22 protein-coding genes and 1 other RNA gene are annotated in these 19,735 nt (G+C 26.7%); 2 read left to right on the top strand and 21 right to left on the bottom strand.

What is annotated here, in order from left to right; translation table 4 throughout:
• Window positions 1-307 (top strand): IS30 family transposase (locus T314_RS0102210; RefSeq protein WP_029511986.1); only part of this gene is annotated, 307 nt, incomplete at its 5' end.
• Window positions 308-371: 64 nt separating this feature from the next.
• Here the strand turns inward: T314_RS0102210 and T314_RS0102205 are convergent.
• The 11 genes from T314_RS0102205 to T314_RS0102160 all read right to left on the bottom strand — a co-directional run bounded on the left by T314_RS0102205 (window position 372) and on the right by T314_RS0102160 (window position 10,917).
• On the bottom strand, window positions 372-2,414 hold the full coding sequence (locus tag T314_RS0102205; RefSeq protein WP_425255873.1) for a PTS transporter subunit EIIC: 2,043 nt from the start codon (window positions 2,412-2,414) through the stop codon (window positions 372-374).
• Window positions 2,415-2,507: 93 nt separating this feature from the next.
• Window positions 2,508-2,741 carry a hypothetical protein gene (locus tag T314_RS0102200; RefSeq protein WP_023025545.1) on the bottom strand — a complete coding sequence of 78 codons (234 nt, stop codon included), beginning with the start codon at window positions 2,739-2,741 and terminating at the stop codon, window positions 2,508-2,510.
• Window positions 2,742-2,819: 78 nt separating this feature from the next.
• Window positions 2,820-3,308, bottom strand: a complete 489-nt coding sequence (locus tag T314_RS0102195; RefSeq protein ID WP_029511984.1) for a hypothetical protein — start codon at window positions 3,306-3,308, stop codon at window positions 2,820-2,822.
• A 15-nt stretch (window positions 3,309-3,323) separates the two neighbouring features.
• A complete protein-coding gene (smpB, locus tag T314_RS0102190; protein WP_029511983.1) occupies window positions 3,324-3,773 on the bottom strand; it encodes an SsrA-binding protein SmpB in 450 nt (149 codons plus the stop codon).
• A 19-nt stretch (window positions 3,774-3,792) separates the two neighbouring features.
• Window positions 3,793-5,907 (bottom strand): ribonuclease R, encoded by a 2,115-nt coding sequence (gene rnr / locus T314_RS0102185; RefSeq protein ID WP_029511982.1) that lies wholly within the window; start codon window positions 5,905-5,907, stop codon window positions 3,793-3,795.
• Between the two features lie 52 nt (window positions 5,908-5,959).
• Complete coding sequence (locus T314_RS0102180; protein WP_029511981.1) at window positions 5,960-6,922, bottom strand: Gfo/Idh/MocA family protein; 963 nt, start codon at window positions 6,920-6,922, stop codon at window positions 5,960-5,962.
• A gap of 72 nt (window positions 6,923-6,994) precedes the next feature.
• The gene (gene rny, locus T314_RS0102175; protein ID WP_029511980.1) at window positions 6,995-8,506 is read right to left on the bottom strand and encodes a ribonuclease Y; all 1,512 of its coding nucleotides are present in this window, start codon (window positions 8,504-8,506) and stop codon (window positions 6,995-6,997) included.
• Window positions 8,507-8,595: 89 nt separating this feature from the next.
• Window positions 8,596-9,636 (bottom strand): recombinase RecA, encoded by a 1,041-nt coding sequence (recA, locus tag T314_RS0102170; protein ID WP_084322458.1) that lies wholly within the window; start codon window positions 9,634-9,636, stop codon window positions 8,596-8,598.
• Between the two features lie 42 nt (window positions 9,637-9,678).
• A complete protein-coding gene (locus T314_RS0102165; RefSeq protein ID WP_029511978.1) occupies window positions 9,679-10,146 on the bottom strand; it encodes a CinA family protein in 468 nt (155 codons plus the stop codon).
• 34 nt (window positions 10,147-10,180) lie between these two features.
• An RNA gene (rnpB, locus tag T314_RS03940) (RNase P RNA component class B) lies at window positions 10,181-10,516 on the bottom strand.
• Between the two features lie 44 nt (window positions 10,517-10,560).
• Window positions 10,561-10,917, bottom strand: a complete 357-nt coding sequence (locus T314_RS0102160; protein ID WP_029511977.1) for a hypothetical protein — start codon at window positions 10,915-10,917, stop codon at window positions 10,561-10,563.
• Window positions 10,918-10,999: 82 nt separating this feature from the next.
• Between T314_RS0102160 and T314_RS0102155 the strand changes: the two genes are divergently transcribed.
• On the top strand, window positions 11,000-11,500 hold the full coding sequence (locus T314_RS0102155) for a Holliday junction resolvase RecU (RefSeq protein ID WP_029511976.1): 501 nt from the start codon (window positions 11,000-11,002) through the stop codon (window positions 11,498-11,500).
• Here the strand turns inward: T314_RS0102155 and T314_RS0102150 are convergent.
• The 10 genes from T314_RS0102150 to T314_RS0102105 form a co-directional block, all read right to left on the bottom strand.
• On the bottom strand, window positions 11,481-12,020 hold the full coding sequence (locus T314_RS0102150; protein ID WP_011183099.1) for a DnaD family protein: 540 nt from the start codon (window positions 12,018-12,020) through the stop codon (window positions 11,481-11,483). The two genes, T314_RS0102155 and T314_RS0102150, sit on opposite strands and share 20 nt — an antisense overlap.
• A 74-nt stretch (window positions 12,021-12,094) precedes the next feature.
• A complete protein-coding gene (locus tag T314_RS0102145) occupies window positions 12,095-12,367 on the bottom strand; it encodes an HU family DNA-binding protein (protein ID WP_011183098.1) in 273 nt (90 codons plus the stop codon).
• Between the two features lie 20 nt (window positions 12,368-12,387).
• Window positions 12,388-13,392, bottom strand: a complete 1,005-nt coding sequence (locus tag T314_RS0102140) for an NAD(P)H-dependent glycerol-3-phosphate dehydrogenase (protein WP_029511975.1) — start codon at window positions 13,390-13,392, stop codon at window positions 12,388-12,390.
• A gap of 5 nt (window positions 13,393-13,397) precedes the next feature.
• Entirely contained in the window at window positions 13,398-14,705 is a 1,308-nt protein-coding gene (der, locus tag T314_RS0102135) for a ribosome biogenesis GTPase Der (RefSeq protein WP_023025531.1), read from the bottom strand.
• Window positions 14,706-14,707: 2 nt separating this feature from the next.
• Window positions 14,708-15,367 (bottom strand): (d)CMP kinase, encoded by a 660-nt coding sequence (gene cmk, locus T314_RS0102130; protein ID WP_029511974.1) that lies wholly within the window; start codon window positions 15,365-15,367, stop codon window positions 14,708-14,710.
• Between the two features lie 12 nt (window positions 15,368-15,379).
• Complete coding sequence (locus T314_RS0102125) at window positions 15,380-16,081, bottom strand: hypothetical protein (protein ID WP_029511973.1); 702 nt, start codon at window positions 16,079-16,081, stop codon at window positions 15,380-15,382.
• Window positions 16,082-16,161: 80 nt separating this feature from the next.
• Window positions 16,162-17,439 carry a 16S rRNA (cytosine(967)-C(5))-methyltransferase RsmB gene (gene rsmB / locus T314_RS0102120; RefSeq protein ID WP_029511972.1) on the bottom strand — a complete coding sequence of 426 codons (1,278 nt, stop codon included), beginning with the start codon at window positions 17,437-17,439 and terminating at the stop codon, window positions 16,162-16,164.
• Window positions 17,420-18,313, bottom strand: a complete 894-nt coding sequence (gmk, locus tag T314_RS0102115; RefSeq protein WP_029511971.1) for a guanylate kinase — start codon at window positions 18,311-18,313, stop codon at window positions 17,420-17,422. Before gmk ends, rsmB begins: the two co-directional genes overlap by 20 nt.
• Complete coding sequence (gene rsmD / locus T314_RS0102110; RefSeq protein WP_029511970.1) at window positions 18,303-18,872, bottom strand: 16S rRNA (guanine(966)-N(2))-methyltransferase RsmD; 570 nt, start codon at window positions 18,870-18,872, stop codon at window positions 18,303-18,305. The genes gmk and rsmD overlap by 11 nt, the downstream gene beginning before the upstream one ends.
• Before the next feature lie 57 nt (window positions 18,873-18,929).
• On the bottom strand, window positions 18,930-19,709 hold the full coding sequence (locus tag T314_RS0102105; protein WP_029511969.1) for an NAD(+)/NADH kinase: 780 nt from the start codon (window positions 19,707-19,709) through the stop codon (window positions 18,930-18,932).
• Between the last annotated feature and the right edge of the window lie 26 nt (window positions 19,710-19,735).

The following is a 19,735-nucleotide window of genomic DNA, read 5'->3' as shown; positions in this document are numbered from 1 at the left end:
ATTAATTAATAAAGAAAACTTAAATATCAAATCAATTACAAAAGACAACGGAATGGAATTCAATCTTATACATGAAGTTACACAGGAACTAAATATACCACTTTATACATGTAATACCTACGCTTCTTGTGAAAAAGGTACTAATGAAAATTTTAATGGATTAATCAGAAGATATTTACCTAAGAAAACAAATTTTACAAATTTGAAGGATGATAATATAATAGAAATATTAAATGAAATAAATAAAATGCCTCGTAAAATTCTGAACTACAAATCAGCTCAGGAATTTTATGAGACATTCGGTTAGAAGTGTTGCACTTCCAATTTTAATTTATACTTATCTTACGATAAGCATTTATTTTTAAATAATACTATTTTTTAGATTTTCTTTGTTCATCTAAGATTTTAATCATACGAGGTTTAATAGCTTCTTGTTCTCCACCATAAACAACTTGTACATTTGTTCCTCTAATTAGAGCTCCAGTAGCTCCACCTAAAGAAATAATTCCATCTTTATCAACTAAAGATCCATCTTTAACAGTTAAACGTAAACGGCTAGCACATGCATCAACGTCAACGATATTAGCTTCTCCACCCAAGAATTCGATGATTTTTGTAGCTTTTTGAATTCTTCCTTCTTCAACATCATCTTTAGCAGATGCTTTTGTAGATTTTCCGTTTTCAATTTTGCTTCCATCAACATTTAATCCTTTTGATGCTTTATATTCAGCTTTTGTTGCTAATTGCACGTTTGAACTTCCATCACGACCTGGTACCATAACATTTCCGTATTTTACTGCAAAGTAGAATCCGAAGAAGTAAGCTGGTGCCATTGCGACTGAAACTCCCAAAATTGCAAATGCTGATTTAGCTGACATTGCTTTTGATCCAAAGTAAGGAATAACTCCAAATACGATGTAATCAATAAATCCTCCAGAAACAGTCATTGATACGTGAGTTTTGAATAATCCAGCAAATAAGAATGAAATAGCTGCTAAAGGCATATGTACACCATAGAATAATCATGGTGCTAAGAATAAGAATGTATATTCGATTGGTTCTGTAATACCTGTTAAGAAACAAGTAAAGGCTGCTGAGAAGTAAATTCCCATAACTTCTTTTCTGTTTTCTTTAGGTACGTTTAATCACATAGCTAATCCAGCCATTGGTAATCCTAATAACATAAATCCGAATTTACCTGATTGGAATCTACCGATGTTTAATCCTAAAGCTTCTAAGTCTGTGAAGTTTAATACTTTTGTATTAGCAATAACTTTGTAAGCCATAGTTTGGTCACCCATTGATTGTCATAGATCAGTGTAATCACGTGATATTAATGTTCTAATAGATTCAAATGTAACGTTTGTTAAACCTAATGCTGCTGCATCATGATTTTTAATTCAAATTTCTACAAATGCATCTTGTTGAGCTTTAGTTGCTGAATTAAATGCTTCAGCAATTGAACCACCGGCATTTGTTCATCATAATGGAGCATAGAAAACGTGGTGTAGACCAAATGGTACTAATGAACGTTCTGCAACTTCATAAATAAATGAGTCCAATCCACCAGGCAATTTACCGGATGCTTGTCCAAATGCGGCTAATCCCATACCAATGTATGGTCAAATAAACATAAATATAAATGATAAAGGTATAACAGCAACAAATGTTACAATTGGAACTAATTTTGTTCCACTAAAGAAACTAATTGCTGATGGTAATTGAGTTTGGTGATATTTATTGTAACATTTAGCTGCAATAGCACCAACGAAAATTCCAGCAAATACACCTGTATTTAATGAGTTAATTCCAATATTTGATGTAATTAATCCATTAGGAATTTTGTTAATTCAAAGTAATGAATAATAAACTGATCCTGCTCCATCAATTAACTCAAAATTTGAGTTAACCATTGTTAGATTAGAAGCATCAGTTCCAATACCTCATCCTGCAATTGATTCTAGATGTATAGCAGCATTTGCTCAATCTATTTTTCCGTCCACAACTCATGTGAATTGTTTTCAGCTGTCTTGTCCTGATTCTGTTAATACGTTAACTCATAAATTACTTTCGTTAATTGATAAAGTTTGTGTATGTAATAAAGCTGCTTGCATACCATTCATAACTAAAAAACCTACAACAGCTGTAATAGCTGCAATTCCTGAGTCTTTAGTATATGCAAGGGCAACTGAGATACAGAATAACACTGGTAAGTTTCCAAAACATACATCACCCATTTTATTTAGTAATGTACCAAAGAAATAACCAAAACTATCTGCACTTGAATTTGAAGCAATAGCTGACCCTACACCTAAGAATACTCCCGCGATTGGAAGTAAAGCAATAGGTAAAAGGAAAGCTTTACTTAATTTTGAAAGTGTAGGCATAATGTTTCCACAACCCTTTTTGAACATTTCTCAAGAGTTTTTAGCACTACTTTTTCATTCAATAGAAGAAAAACTTTTCATCTTTTATCCCTTTCATAATTTGTTTTTAAAGGGTACAAATTAGACTAACATCATTAGTCCTGAAAACGCCATAACAAATCCAAATAAAGACAGAAAAATAGGGAAATTCTTTTTAGTGAATTCTCAAATAGTTTGACTCTCTTTATTTCTTCTATAAAATTCATCATGAATCTTTGATCTGTTCTTAACCCAAAAAGCTAACACACCAAAAATCACCATTATTAATAGACCGATAATCATTATAATTAATCCTAATAATTTGTTTGTTTCCATTTTGTACCTCATTATATATTTTCACACAAAAAAAAAAAAAAAGGTTTTATTTGGGAAAATATTCCAAATAAAACCATGTTAGGTGTTAAAACCTCTATTTTTGCTTCCTGTTTTTTTAATTCATTCTTCTTTTTTTAAATCAGAAGTTTTTTCTTCTAATTGTACGAAAAATAAATCCTTTAAATTTTTTTTATTTTCTTTCATATAATTGTTAACTATTTCAAATTCACCTTCAATTATCTGAGAAATAATCTCTTTTGAATCTTTTATAAAATCAGCACTGCTGAATATGTAAATAGGTAAAAAGAAATCACTTTTTTCTACTTTAGCAAAAGTCAATGCAAAAATACCTTCATTAATTTCAAAGCTTTCATTAAATTTAACAGCTTTCTTATTAACAAACAATTCGTTTCAAACAATTGCTGATGAAGTTGTAGATTCTTTTCTTTTTAAATTAAAACCTGAAATAAAACCTCAACATGCAACAATTAAAGCTAATATAAATACAATTACTAAAATAGCTATTCCTCAAGAAGGAAAAGATTGTATATTTGTGTTATTCTCCATTTTAAACCTCACTAATTAGTATTTATACTTACGCATTTCTTTTCGCTCTGTATCTCTTTTTTTAATTGTTTCTCTTTTGTCATGATTTTTTTTACCACGTCCTAAACCAATTTCTAATTTAGCATAATTACCTTTTAAATAAAGTCTTAAAGGTACAATAGTAAGTTTTTCTAGCATTACTCTTTTTAAAATTTTATTAATTTCTTTTTTATGTAGTAACAATTTTCTTGTTCTTAAAGGATCTATACCTTTTACAAAATTTGCATAATCATATTTTTTAATATTTGCATTTATTAAAAATGCTTCTTTTTTTCTTATTAATATAAATGCTTCAGCAATATTTGCTTCGTGATTTCTAATAGATTTAATTTCAGGTCCGTAAAGTTCAATTCCTGCTTCTCAAGTTTCAAGTATTTCATAATTAAATTTTGCTTTTTTGTTTAATGCAATAACATGTTCACCCATAACAAGAACCTCCTTACTTTTATTTAACTAAAATAAAGTCAATTTTTCTTTTTCTAATATCAGCGCTTATAACTTTAATTTTAACTTTTTGTCCCATTCTATAAAATGTATTATCATGTTTAATTAGTATTTTATTAGTTTCATCATAAACTATGTTAGGTTCAAGATTTGAAATATGAACCAAACCTTCTACCATATTTTCAAGTTGAACAAAAATACCAAATTTTAATGCTACAGAGATTGTTCCTTCATAGATGTTTCCTATTTTATCACTCATATATTCAACTGTACAAGCTTTAACTACTTCTCGTTCACAATCTACGCTAGTTGTTTCTGTTTCATTAATTATTACTGATGCTTTTTTGATAAATGCTTCATTTATTTCTAATGCTTTTTGATCATAATCTTTATTAATAATGTATTGTTTTAAATATCTATGAACAATTAAATCACTGTATCTTCTAATTGGTGAAGTGAAGTGAGTATAACATTTACTTGATAAACCAAAATGCCCAATATTTTCTAATTCATATTTAGCTTTTGCCATATATCTTAAAAGAGATAAGTTTAATAATTCTTCTTCAATAGGATCTTTGGTTTGTTCACTAATTCTTTTTAACGTTTTATTAATGTTTATAGGATCTAGCATTTCTAATGGTGTTAATTTAGGATCAATCCCAAATGATTTCAATGATTGATATCATGTAATTAAATCTTCTTCATCAGGTTTATCATGATTTCTATAAATAAATGGTAATTCCATTTCATAAACTATTTCAGCAACAGCTTCATTTGCACTAACCATAAATTGTTCAATTAATTTTTCTGATTCACCAGTTTGTCTTGCTTTAATTTCAATAACATTACTGTTTTCATCCATTATTACTTTTGGTTCCCTAACATCAAAAGTAATTGTTCCACGTTTAATTTTAACTTGTTCAATTAATTTAAATAGTTCAATTGCTTGATCAATCATTGTTCTTGATTCTTCACAATGATTTCATGTTTTATTTGCAATATATTCATTAACTTCATTATAGTTTAATCTTACTTTTGAAATCATAATTGTTTCATAAACTTCTTTACTAATCATAATTCCATTTTTATCAAACTTCATTTCACATGCTAATGCAAATTTTTTTGTATTTGGATTTAATGAACATAAATCATCACTTAAAATTTTTGGAAGCATAGGTAAAACTCTATTAGCTAAGTAAGTTGAATTACCTCTTATTAATGCTTCTTTATCTAATGGTGTTTTCGGTTCAACATAATGACTAACATCAGCAATAGCAACATATAATTTAAATTCGCCATTTTCTAATTTTTCAACACATATTGCATCATCTAAATCTTTTGAGTCAATTCCATCAATTGTAACAACCATTTTATCTAATAATGAATTTTTCATTCTTCTGTTTATTTCATCAACTTCACGCTCAACAGGGACATTTACTCTTTCGGCCTCTTTTAAAGTTGCCTTTTCAAACTCTGTTCTAATTTCGAATTCTTCAGCAATGGATAAAATTCTATCACTAGCTTTTCTAGCATCACCTATGACTTTTTTGAGTCTTACAAATAATAATCTTTCTTTAACTGAGATTATTTTAGCTTTGACAATTTGATATTCTTGAATAGGAAATTCTTTTTTATTTAATATTCTAACTCTAAATCCTGTAAATGCTTGATCACTAGGTATAAAATCTAAAAATTTACCATCAAAACTTCTTACTATTTCTCCTATTAAAAATTCTTTAACCCTTAAACATAATTCAATAATTTCAGCCCTTGTTTTTTCTTGGTCTTTAACAACTTTAAAAATTACTTCATCACTATCAAAACAACCATTCAAACTAACAGGGGGAACAAAATAAGCTTCTTCTTCAGGTTGCAATACGTCGTTTACGAATCCAAAACCTTTTGGATTCATTCTCAAGTTTCCTTTTTTAAAAGAACCACCCAATAAATAAACATTTTTTTCAGTAGTGAAAGCAAGAATGTTTTCTTCATTCAATTCTTTTAAGTAATCTTCTAATTTTGGTAAATCAAAATAGTTTAGCTTCGCTGCTAAACTATTAATTGATATCATTTCATTATTTTCTTTAACTATTTGTAATATTATTTCTTTATTCATATTAATAATTATAAAGTATTAAATGCTTTTTACTCATTTCTTTTATAATAACCTAGTTATTATTTTCAATAATTTCAAGTACTCTTATGGTTTCTATTGTTATATCAAGTCAATAATTCATTTTTTCAAAATCTTTATTTAATATCAGATTAATAAAATCTTTTACTTCATATCACATTGCATTTGATTTAGAAGTTTTAATATTAAGTGGAGCAACTCTTAAAATAAAATTGTTTATTGTAAACTCATCTATTGATGTGATGTTTTTAATTTCTACATTTTTATCTTCTGCAAAAATTTGTGAGTTTATTGATTGAAAATTATTCTTTGAACATGTGATAGAAGTTATTATTCCATTTTCATGCGATAAAATTGAATGATTCATAATTCCAACATTGTTTTTTAATCTAACATTTTTTGCAACAACATCTGAAACTTTTCCAAACAATTTAATTGCAAGTTCTACAGGGTAAACATTTAAATCAAAAGATGATCCTTTACCAAGTTCAAAATCAAAAACAGAATTAAACTTTTCTTGTTTTACATCAAGCATTCTACTTGAATATTGATTTAAATTAAATATAGCTGAATTAACATTATTAGATTCTATAAAACTTTCTAAAATTTTAAGTTCATCAACGTGAACAGATTTTATTGCTTCCATTAAAATTACTTTATTCTTATTAGCAATTTCTTTTAATTCAATTATTTGTTGTGTTTTAAAAGTTGCTGGTTTTTCTAATATGACATTTTTATGATTATCCAATAAAAGTTTAGTTTGTTCATAATGTAATCCATTTGGAGATGCTATGTAAACAAAATCACAATCAGATTTTGCCAGCTCGTTTAAATCTGTAACTATTCTAGTATTTGTATTGTTTGTTTCATTTAAAAAACTTAAAGCTGTTTCTTCTTTTCTGCTATAACAAATAGAGTATTCAAGCTCAGCAAATTCCTTTGCAGCATCTAAAAATTCTTTTACTATTCATCCAGTTCCAATTGTTGCAAATTTCATATTAAGACCCTCTATTCCTATTTACATTAATTTTAAATCTTTTAGGCAAACAAAAAAAGGTTTATTAACCTTTTAATTAAATACTAAGATTTCTCTTTTTTCTCTTATTGCTGTTATTGTTATTTCACCTGGGATAATAACACTATTTTTTAAGTCATTTTTTAGAGTTTCTAATATACCAGCAAGGTCTTTGTCATCAGTAGTTACTGGATCAACAATAACTCTGATTTGTCTTCCTGCTTGAAATGCATAAGTTTTTGAAATTCCAGGGATACTATTCCCAATTTTTTCAATTTCTTTCATTCTTACAATAAAATCTTCTATTGAATTATTTCTAGCACCTGGTTTTGAAGCGCTAATAGCATCCGCTATTGCAACTATGACAGCTATTTCGCTCTCTTTAGCAACATCCTCATGGTGAGCTTCAATTGAATTAATAACAACTTCATCTTCGCCATATTTTCTAGCTACTTCAACGCCTAAGAATACGTGGCTACCTGTTTTTTCAAAATCAATTGCTTTACCAATATCATGTAGTAATCCTGCTCTAAGCGCTTGCTTGGCATTTAAACCTAATTCAGAAGCAATACTTGAAGCTATTTTAGCTACTTCGACTGAGTGAAGTAAAACATTTTGACCATAACTTGTTCTATATTTCAATTTCCCAACTAATTTGACAAGTTCTTTGTCCATATCATGAATACCAAGCTCATCCATTACTTGATACCCTATTTCTAAAATAGTTTCATCAATTAATTTTTCTTGTACTTTTAATTCCTTTTCAATTTTAATTGGTTGAATTCTTTTATCTATTAATAATTTTTCTAAAGTTTTTGTTGCTATTTCTCTCCTAATCGGATTAAAAGAAGAAATAGTTACAACTTCAGGTGTATCATCAACAATTATTTCAACACCAGCTAATTGTTCAAAAGTTTTAAGATTTCTACCATCTTTTCCAATGATTCAACCTTTTATATCATCATTTGGCAATTTAACTAAATTTGTTGTTTTTTCATTAACAATATCTGTTTTAAATCTTTCCATTGCAGATAATATAATATTATTTGATAATTCTTTAGCTCTTGCGTGAGCTAAGTTTTCAGCTTGTTTAATCTGACTTACGATTTCATATTGAATTTTTGATTCAACATTTTTCATTAACTCTGCTTTTGCTTCAAAACTTGTCATGTTACTAATAATTTCTAATCTTTTTATAAGCTCTTCTCTTTTATCAGAATAATTTTTTATTCTTTTATCCAAGTCAATATTTTTAACTTCAATTGATTCTTGTTGTTTAATAATGATAGCTCTTTCTTTGATTAATAAATTACTTTCATTTTCAATGTTTTGTTTAGCGATCTCTAATTTATTCTTTTCAAATTGAAGATTTTCTTCAAATGACTTTTTTTGTTCATTAATTTCTCTATATGTATCTGAGAGAATTTTTTTTCTTTCATTTTTTGCTTCTTTTATCTTTTTTTCATTTAAGACTTTTTGAGACTTAGAAGTCAATATATAAAGTAATGAGCATAGTGATATTATCAAGGCTACTGATACAATTATCATACCTATAATAATTCCCATTTTTACTCCTTATATAAGTGTGTTTATTAGACACATATATATTATACTTCAAAATGAAGATTAAAAAAATAGATTAAAACAATAGACTTCTATGATCTTTCGATAAATTCTTTTAATTCAAATTCTATTTTTGATAGTTTATCAGGGTTTTTATTTAACCATTCTTTTACTGCGTTTTTACCTTGTCCAATTTTATCTTTTTCATATGAGTATCAAACACCAGATTTATCTAAAATATTATAAAGAGTTGCTAATTCTATTATTTCGTTGATTCTTTCAATACCTTTGTCATAACCAATTGTTATTAGTGTTTGTTTAAAAGGAGCTGCAACTTTATTTTTGACAACTTTTACTTTTACTTTGTTAGCAACAACAATTCCATTTTCAATTAAAGATTCACCTTTTCTTACTTCAATTCTTAAAGTAGAGAAAAATTTTAAAGCTCTACCACCAGTTGTTGTTTCTGGATTCCCAAACATTATTCCAATTTTTTCTCTTAATTGATTAATAAAAATTACAGTTGTTTTAGACTTTGAAATTACTCCATTTAATTTTCTAAGAGCTTTTGACATCATTCTTGCTTGAAGCCCTATAGATTGGTCAGACATTTCACCTTCTAATTCTGTTTTAGGAACTAAAGCAGCTACTGAATCAACAACTATCAAACTTATAGAATTAGATTTAACTAGAGTTTCTAAAATATCTAAAGCCTCTTCTCCATAAGATGGTTGACTAACTAACAAACTATTTATATCAACACCTATTTTTTTAGCATAATTTAAGTCAAGAGAATGTTCTGCATCAATGAAAGCGGCAATTTCACCTTGTTTTTGTGCTTCAGCAATTGCATGTAATGCAAGTGTAGTTTTTCCTGAAGATTCCGGACCAAATATTTCAACAACTCTTCCCTTTGGATAACCACCTATACCAATTGCTTGATCAATTAAAAAAGAACCCGATGAAATAACATCATGGTCAATATCATCGCCTTCATTATAAACAACTAAAGCTTCTTTACCATAGTTTTTTTCTATTGTTTTTAAAGCCAATATAAGGGCTTCATTTTTTCAAATTTCATTTTTATTACTCATTGTTTTTGAAACCCCCTCTACTATTTTACTATTAGTCATAATTAACTTACCTCCAATAAATTATTAAGGTAAATAATTATTTTATTTAGCGAAATCTAAAAAAAGATTTAATGCTACAGTTAAACCATTTTCTTTAAATTCTATTCTATTCATATTTTTTTCATTAATTTCTACAACTTTATATTTTGATTTTGAGCAAACACAAATATATGCTAAACCTACTTCTTTGTTTTCCATAGCCATTGGTCCTGCATTCCCTGTAAAGCTAATTGAAAAATCAGATTTAGTTAACTTCAATGTATTTTGTGCCATTTCAATTGCACATTTCTCTGATACGACACCATATTTTTTAATAGTTCGTTCGCTTACGCCTACTATTGATTGTTTAAATGAATTTTGATAACTAACAAAAGATCCTAAATAAACATTACTTGCTCCTGAAATATTTGTTATTTCATTTGCAAACATTCCACCAGTAAAAGATTCACAAGTAGAAATTGTTTGATTTGTTTTGTTTAAATAATTTACAAGTTTTATCATTGCTTCCATAATTCACCACAAACTATTAAAAAATATGAGATTTTACTATAACCCACGTTTTGTACCTTTCGGTGTCAATCATCTATCTAGGATATAATCCTCCTGGTTTACATTCATTTCTGTTCGCCAAGTTCCTTTACCAAAATTTAAGTTTCTTACTTATGGGGTTTACCGCGTTCCATTTCAAGGTTTCCCTATACTCGTCTCTGTGGCACTTCATAACATCTCCATAGCAAAAGCCTTAGGTTAGTTATGCCGTCAATACTTGCGTACTGCCTAGACTTATTTTTTCGTCTAGCATAATCACTACAACCATCTCAGATTGTGCAAGCGTGGAGTTTCCTCTACATTAATAAAAATGCAGCGATTGACCATAAAATCTCATATATTATTTTATCTTATATTTATTAACTTACAAAATTTTTATTTATTTTCCAATTTTTCTAAAATTAACTTCATTGTTTTTTCTAATGTATCAATTTGTTTTGCTTGTTTTACAAAATCAGAATTTGACAAATGAACTTTTGTTAGTTTATCAAGCTCAGCACTTTTTGAAATAGCCATTCCTTGATAAGTAGATGCTTTTTGTTCTAGATCAGTTATTGTTTTATTTTTTTCTTCTAAAACTTTATTTAATTGTTCCAGCTCTTCTTCATAGTATTTCATCTGAACGATTATTTTATCTAGCAAACTATCTACACTTTCAATTTTATATCCTGGAAACTCTTTGGGAATTTTTTCATACAAAATTTCTTCAGCTAATATATTAGGTTTTTTCATAAAATACCTCCGTTCAATATTATTTATTTTATCATGTAATTAAAAATAAAAAAATCCCTTAATACTAATATGAGGTGAATGTATGAATCCTATTAAAAATCAAGGAATGTTTCTTGAGACTTTGCTTAATATAACGCATCAAAAATATATTGATAACAATGATTGTGTTGTATCAAAGATACCAACTAATATAATTCCCATTACTACAAAAAATAATCAAATTACAAGTGCTAAATTTAAAGATAGTTTAAATTGTGATTACATTGGAGCATATAAAGGAACTTACTTTGAGTTTGAAGCAAAAGAAACTTATAAAGATTATTTTGATTTTCATTTAATCAGAAAAAATCAAAATGAAAAGCTAAAATTAGTTTTAAATAATAAAGGAATAGCTTTTATTATAGTCTACTTTGGAAGTTATGAAGAATTTTTTCTAGTTAACTATTTAACTTTAATTAATTGAGTTAATAAAAATAAAAAAACCATTCCTTACGAATGATTTTTAGATAATGCTTATCAAATTTATTTAGACAATGAATTTAAATTAAATTATCTGCCTAAACTTAATTTTCTAATCAGTTAAACTTTAATGATTTTTCTATTTTATTTGAATATTTACCAATTAATTTAAGGAATGTATCATAATCACTTATTTGATGTTTATATAGTATGTCTAATACTTGTTGTCTTGATATAGAATTTTGTAAAAGATCTTTTATTTCTTCAATTTGAGGTATAGTAAATTTTCAGCCAATTTCTTTTTCAATTGTTTGAATGAAATATGTTTCCCCTTTTTTCAAAGATTCATTTTCTATTAGTAAAACTATTTTTAAAAATAATTGACTGAAATCTATTTCTTTTGGTTTAATTTTAACCAGTCTTTTGTCAACTAAATCTTGTAACTCAACTTCAATTGTATCAATTGATATGTTCATAAATTTAGATAATTTTAAAGGTGTAATCATTTTCTTATTTTCATCACTAAATTGCATTGTTAGTAAAACTATCATAACTTGATTTTCATTCATTGAAATTTTCTTATAGTTTTCTAATAATAATTTGTGTTTTGAAATTAATCCTTTTGCTAATAATTCAATAAGCATGGCTACGCTCCTTTTTTTGTCATATGTTATTAATTTTAATTTAAAAATAAAAAAAAGTAAGCATATGCTTACTTTTAGTTTAATTTTTCTTTTAATTGTTTAGCTGCTTTGAATTTAGCTGATTTAGAAGCTGCGATTGAAATTTTATCACCTGTTGATGGGTTGATTCCTTCTCTTGCTGCTCTTTCACTAATTGCAAATTTACCAAAACCTGCGATTGAAACTTCGTTTCCTGATGATAATTCTTCAATAATTAAATCGAATAATGAATTAACTACTGCTTCACATTCAACTTTTGAGATGTTTTCATTAGCAATAATTTCGTTAATTAAGTCTTTTTTTGTCATATAATTTCTCCTTTAATTTTTTAAACTAATTTCACGTCTCTAAAGACATTATTTAAAAGTGAAATAGGCTTAACATTATTATATAAAATATTATATATTATTTCAAAAAAATTCATGCTAATTTGGTATTTAACCCCTATTTCATGGGCTATTCTAGCTGTTTCCACACCTTCAACAGTTAAATTGAATGATTCTAAAGCTTTTTTAGCATCATTTAGCTCTACAATTCTTTCACCTAATCTGAAATTTCTTGATTTTTTACTTGATGCTGTAAGTATTAAATCACCTAAACCAGCAAAGTTTAAGAAGGTTTCAAGTTTAGCACCAAAGTGTTTTCCAAATTCATACATTTCATTTAAACCTAATGTTAATAATGTTGCATGAGCGTTATCTCCAGCATTGTATGCCTTAAGAATTCCACCACCAATAGCAATTGCATTTTTTAATGCAGCTGAGACCTCGCATCCTGCGATGTCTGTTGTTGGATACATGTAGAAATATTCATTAGAAAATACATTACATAATTCTTTAGCCTTTTCGATTGTTTCTGAAGCTATCATAATTGCTGTAGGTTGACGATCAACTACTTCAATAGCAATTGAAGGACCATATAAAGCTGAATAAGTTGATAATACATTTGAACCTTCAAAATATTTTTTTATTTTATCAGAAAGTAATCCTAGATTTTCTTCATCTAAACCTTTTGCAGTATTGATTATATCCATTGGTTTTTTAGCATATTTAATAATGTCATTAACCACATGCTTAATAGCTGCTGTAGGAACTCCTAAAATTAATATATCTGTATTTTCTAAAGCTGCTGCCATAGAATTAGTTGCTCTAATTGTTTTGTTTATTTTTTTATTGTCAAAGAAAACTGAGTTTTGGTGATAAATATTAATATCATCAACTTGTTGTTCAACAATTCCATACATAATAACATTGTTATCATTATCTGCTAATACATTCGCTAACGCTGTTCCGTAAGCTCCTGTTCCAATAATTGTTATATTTTTTTTACTCATAGTGCTTATTTCCTTTCCCTGAAAATAATTGACATTGGTACACCTTCAAAACCAAATTGAAGTCTTATTTGATTCTCTAAAAACCTTTTATATGAAAAGTGAACATAATCTGGATTGTTCACAAAAAGAACAAATGTTGGAAGATAAGCTTCAACCTGTGCTCCGTAATAAATTTTAAGTCTTCCACCATTGAAATTTGGAGCTGGATTTATTAATTGCGCTTTATTTAAAACTTCATTGAAAACAGAAGTTTTAATTTTTTTATCAAGTGCAGTTCTAATATCTTCAACTGCTGTAAATATTTTAGTAATCCTTGTTTTATCATGTGCAGAAACAAACAGAATTTTAGCATAAGCTAAATATTTAAAGTAAGCTCTTATTTCATCTTCTTTTTTTAATATTTCTTTTTCTTTGTTTTCTACTAAATCTCATTTATTAGCAATTATTATGATTGGTTTTCTTTCTTCAAAAGCTAAACCACCAATATTTGTATCTAAATCACTTATTGGCACTGATGCGTCTAACATAAGTAAAACTACATCACTACCATTAATTGTTGTTAAAGATCTTAAATAACTATATTTTTCAACATTTTGAAAAATCTTTGATTTCTTCCGTATTCCTGCTGTATCTATTAATGTATATTCAATGTTGTTAACTTTAACAACTGAATCTACAGCATCAAGTGTTGTCCCAGGGATATCACTTACAATCATTCTTTCCTCACCAATTAGTGAATTAACAAGAGACGATTTACCAACATTAGGCCTACCAATAATTGATACTCTAGTTCTATTGTCTTTATTGATTTCTTCATGAGAAGGCATTTGATGAATTATGTCATCTAATAAATCCCCAGTTCCAATACCATGAGTTGCACTAATTAAAATAGGTTCTCCAAATCCTAAGCTCATATATTCATATTGATCAAAGTCAGAAGTTTTTTTATCATATTTATTTACTGCTAATACAATTGGTTTTTTTGTCTTATAAAGAATTTTAGCTATCATTTTGTCTTCATCAGATAAGCCTTCTTGGTGATTTAATAAAAATACAATAACATCAGCTTCTTCCATTGCTATTTCTGCCTGCACTTTAATTTCTTTTGCAAACGGTTGATCTTCAAGAGTTATACCACCAGTATCAATGACTATGAATTCTCTTGTTAATCATTCTGCTGTTCCATAAATTCTATCTCTTGTTACACCAGGTGTATCTTCAACAATAGATTTTTTTTCTCTAATTATTCTATTAAATAAAGATGATTTACCAACATTAGGCCTACCTACTATAGCGACTATACCTTTTTTCATAATTAATTACCTTCCAATTCTTTTATTTTATCAATAACCATATTAACAACATCTTGGATTGGAATATTTGAATTATCAATTAATCAAGCATCATCTGCTTTTCTTAATCCATTTTTAAAGTCCTGTTCATCTCTGTTAATTATAGAATTTTTTATTTCATCAAGATTATTATTTTTAATTCCTAATCTTTCATTTTGCTTAAATCTTCTTTCAGCTCTTGCTTCTACACTTGAATCTAAAAATATTTTTAAGTCAGCATTAGGTAAAACAACAGTTGTTATATCTCTTCCAATTTCAATATAACCTCCACCTTTTACCATTGCTCTTTGAGCCTCTACCATGAATTTTCTAACTTCAGGGATTGGAGTTACATAGTTAATAAACTTAACAATGTCATTTTCTTGAATTCTTTTTTCAACTTCTTTTCCATTTAAATGGGGTTTGTTATTTTTAACTGAAAAATCAAATTTTTTTAATGACTTAATAATCTCTTCTTTATTATTAAAATCAATTTTTGATTCTATGCATAATAAAGTAAACGCTCTATACATTAAGCCTGTATCTATAAATTCATAACCTATTTTTTTAGCAACTGTATTAAATGTAGCTGTTTTTCCACTACCAGCTGTTCCATCAACGGCTATAACAATTTTTCTTTTCATATTAACCCCCTTCTAAATTATAAAAATAATAACTATTCCAATTAATCCAATCACTACAAAACTAGCAAAGAAAATTGTAAATATTTTTGTATTAATTTTAAATCTTTTTTTACTTTGACTTAAGTTATGCATTTTTTCTCTTTGTTTTGCTTTTATTTCAAGTGTTAACTGATCAAATGGTAATCTCTTAATTTCTTTATTAATTGCAATTTTTTCATTGTAACTTAAAAAACTTTTTGCTAGTGTTTCATTTTTTTCACCAGCGTAATTTGTTTTGTAAGCTTCACTATTATTCATTCTATCTAAATATTTTCTATTCTTTTCATTTAAAGAATGTAATAAATCTTCTAATTCCTTTTTATAGAATTCTTTTTCCTCAAATAATATTTCACTTTTTTCATTGCTATTACTACTTGATTCATAATTTTGAATTTTTTTCAATTCTTCAAGAGTATCATTTAGTTGACTAATTATTTCATAATTAAAGTGCTTAATTTCTGGATCGTGTTCCAAGTGAAATTTGACATTATCATTTTCTTGATTCAAAACTTTTTCAACTCTTGTAAAAAATTCTGGATCCATTTTTTTTAAAGTTTCTAATGAAGAAGTAACAAAAGAATTTATTGTTAGAAAATCCCTATTTTCAGCAAACTTATTATTTATTTCTTTGACTTGATCTTTATGAAGTTCGCTTCTTGATAATTGTTTGTCCATGTTACTTCCTCCTTTTATATATATTTTATAACAAATACTTATTTTAATCTTAAACAACAAAAAATAAAAGGCTAAACCTTCTATTCTTTAATCATTTTACAGATGTAAAAACCATCAGTATTCATTTCATAACCAAACAATTGGTTTTCGCTGATAATTTTTATATCTTTATATTTTTCAATAAACTTTTTAATTTGATTTTGATTTTCAGCAGGATTTATAGTACAAGTAGAATAAACCATAACACCTTGTTGTTTTAAATTATAATAGGCTGTATCTAATAACTTTTCTTGAATATTTACAATGTTATTTATACTTTTTATTTCAATATTATTAATTTTAATTTCAGGTTTTCTTTTTAACACACCAAAGCCTGAACAAGGTGCATCTAATAAAATGAAATCAAAATTTTCTTTTTCGTTAATTAAAGTTGCATCTCCACACTTTAATGAAATATTTTTACAATCTAATCTTTTAACATTTTCTTCAATTAATTTTATCTTGTTTTCACTTATTTCAAATCCTGTTACTTGTCCGGTGTTTTCCATTATCATACTTAAATGAGTAAGTTTACCACCCGGTGCGCTACACATGTCTAAAACTTTTGAACCTTTAGCTGGATTTAAAACATTTGCTACTAAAATTGATGCTGGGTCTTGAATAGTTATTTGACCACTTGTATAAACATCACTTTTTACAATTGCTTTTTTTGAAATCAAGCAATTTTTTATTTCTGTTTTTTCTAATTTATATTCATCTTTATATTTTTCAAAAAAATCATTTTCTGAAATTTTTAAAGTGTTTACTCTAAAACTTATAACAGGTTTTTGATTTGAATCAATAGCTACTTTTTCAGCAATATCTTTTCCATATCCATTTTCTATTAAATTAAATAAATTTTTTGGAAAAGAATTTTCAATACATATTTTTTGATTTTCACTTTTAAAAGAAAAATCAAAAAGTTCTTCTTCATTTTTAATAACTTTTTTCAAACAAGCATTCAATAAACCAGAAAATTTATGATTAACAGATTTTGCAATCACAACTGATTCATTAACAACTGCGTATTGAGGGATAGTTTTTAAAAAACGTAATTGATAAATACTCATTCATAAAAGTATTTGAATATCAATATTAGTTTTTTTAACATCAATCAATTTTCTTGAAACATGATCAAGTAAAATTTGATTTGTTATAGTTCCATGAACTATGGCAAAAATTAAGTTCTTAAACTTGTCAGAAATTGGCATTTTTGAAACATCATTCAAAAGAATGTTTGAAAAAGATTTATTTTTGAATACCTTTTTCAAAATTTCAAATGCAATTTTTCTTGAATTATTAGTCTCCACTAAAATCACTTCTTTGTTTTATACTGAAAAAGTTAATTTTGAACATTAATTTTTGAATTTTAAAATCTACATACTCTATATCATTAATTTTTGAAAAATCTCCATGTGCTAGAGTTTTTCTATAAACTTCAGAAGATAAAATTTTAATCAATTCTCCTCTAGCATCAAAATCGTTTGCTTCTTTTTTAGCTTCTTTGTTATGTGCTAACAATTTAACATTTGCTTCTCAATTATTTATAAAATAAGTATATTTTTGATCAACAATGTTTTCAACAATTTTAACTAGTTCTTTAAATTTAGATTCATCATTAGATGCAGTACATTTTTCTCTAATTAAAATATCAGTAATTTTAGAAACTGCATTTTCAACAGAATCATTTTCAACAACATAATCATAATTATGTTTTAAAGGTATTTCTAATAAAGCTTTATCTAAACGAGCTTTAATTTTGTCATCAGACTCTGTTGCTCTTCCTTTAATTCTTGACTCTAATTCATTTAATGTTGGTGGCATTAAAAATATAGATAAAACATTTTCTTCATTTCTTAAAACTTGAGTAGCACCATCCACTTCAATTTCTAAAATAACGTTTTTACCTTGGTTAAGCTTTTCTTCTACATATTTTCTAGGTGTTCCATATGAGTTACCTACAAAATTTGCATATTCAATTAATTCATTGTTTACTATTGCATTAGCAAATTCTTCTTTTGAAACAAAAAAGTAATTAACACCATTAACTTCACCTTCACGAGGTGCTCTTGTTGTCATAGAAACTGAATATTCTAATTTTAAGTCTTTGTTAGTAAGTAGTTCACCATTAACGCTCCCTTTTCCTACACCACTTGGTCCTGATATAATAATTACTTTTCCTTTATTCTTCATCTTTGTTCTCCAATCTTATAATGTATAGATGTTTTTTATTGTAATCTTTGTATTTTAATAATTTAAATTGTGAAATAACTTCTTCATTTAAAGGCATTTCTGACTCTATCATAATAACTGCTCAGTTATTCAATAAATTTAATTCAAGTAATTTTGTAAACACTTGTTCATATGATTCAATTTTGGCAAATGGAGGATCCATATATACCAAGTCAAATTTTTCGTGTTTAAAAGATAAAAAATCAAGAAGTTCTAAATAATCTTTATTATGTATTTCTCAGTTAGTTGATTTAGTTTTATCTAAATTAGATTTAATAACTTTTATTGCATCTCTTGAATAATCATTAACAATTCCAAAAGGTATGCCTCTACTCAAACCCTCTATAGTTAAAGCACCACTTCCACCAAAAATATCTAAACTTTTTTTACCTTCAAAGATAAAATAGTTATCAATAATGTTGAATGCATCTTCTTTAATTCTAGTTAGAGTAGGTCTTGTATTCATACCTTCTAATGTATTTAATTTTAACCCTTTATACTTGCCTGATATTACGTTCATTTAACTCCTTGTTAATTTAATATTATATAGTAATAACATTGTAAAAACATTAAAGAGCTAGTTATAAGACTTGTTTGTAGTAAAAATAGAATTCAATATTTTAGTCTTAGTTAATTTTTCACTATTTTTTGAGATTAATTTGATATTTTTTTCACCCATTTGAATTTTGATTAAATTGTTTTCTGGTAGATTACATTTCTTACTATCTACAATTATTTCAACATCGTTTGGCTTTTTAATAATTACTTCTACTTTATGTTTTCTTGAAAATATAACTGGTGCGTTTAATGATCTAAAGTTATTGTTTGATACTGGTGCAATTTCTAACATTTGAAATATATTATTTTCATCAAATATTACAGCTCCATTATGAGATTTTGCAAAACCTGTGCTCCCTCCTGAAGTAGAAAATACTAATCCTGTTCCTTTAAATGTTTCTAATAATTCTCCATCAATCATTACGTCAGCTTCTAATGGTCTAAGATTATTTATTATTTTAATTTCATTTATAACTTTATAGTCATTTGCTTCTAAAACTGAAATTTCAATTGGTTTTTGTTTTTCAATATTATTTAATATTTCTTGAATGTCAGAAATTCTATTGTGATTTGTATAAAAACCAATTCCACCAGATTTAATTGGAACGAAAATAACATCATCCAAAATATTGTTGAATATTTCTGCTGCTTTTAAAAACGTTCCATCGCCACCGATAACAAAAATGCAGTTAGGATTTTTGTTATCTTCAATTCATTTTTTACTTACTAATAAATCAGAAAGCTCATCAGACATTTTTTTTGATTCATTATAATCATTTTTTACAATACTATATTTCATTTTGCACCTCAAGTTAATGTAAAATA

The sequence above is a fragment of the Mesoplasma grammopterae ATCC 49580 genome (assembly GCF_000701525.1).
Classification (GTDB): domain Bacteria; phylum Bacillota_I; class Bacilli_A; order Mycoplasmatales; family Mycoplasmataceae; genus Mesoplasma; species Mesoplasma grammopterae.
The sequence above is the reverse complement of the archived record's forward strand: the minus strand, read 5'-3'. Positions and strand labels throughout refer to the sequence as shown.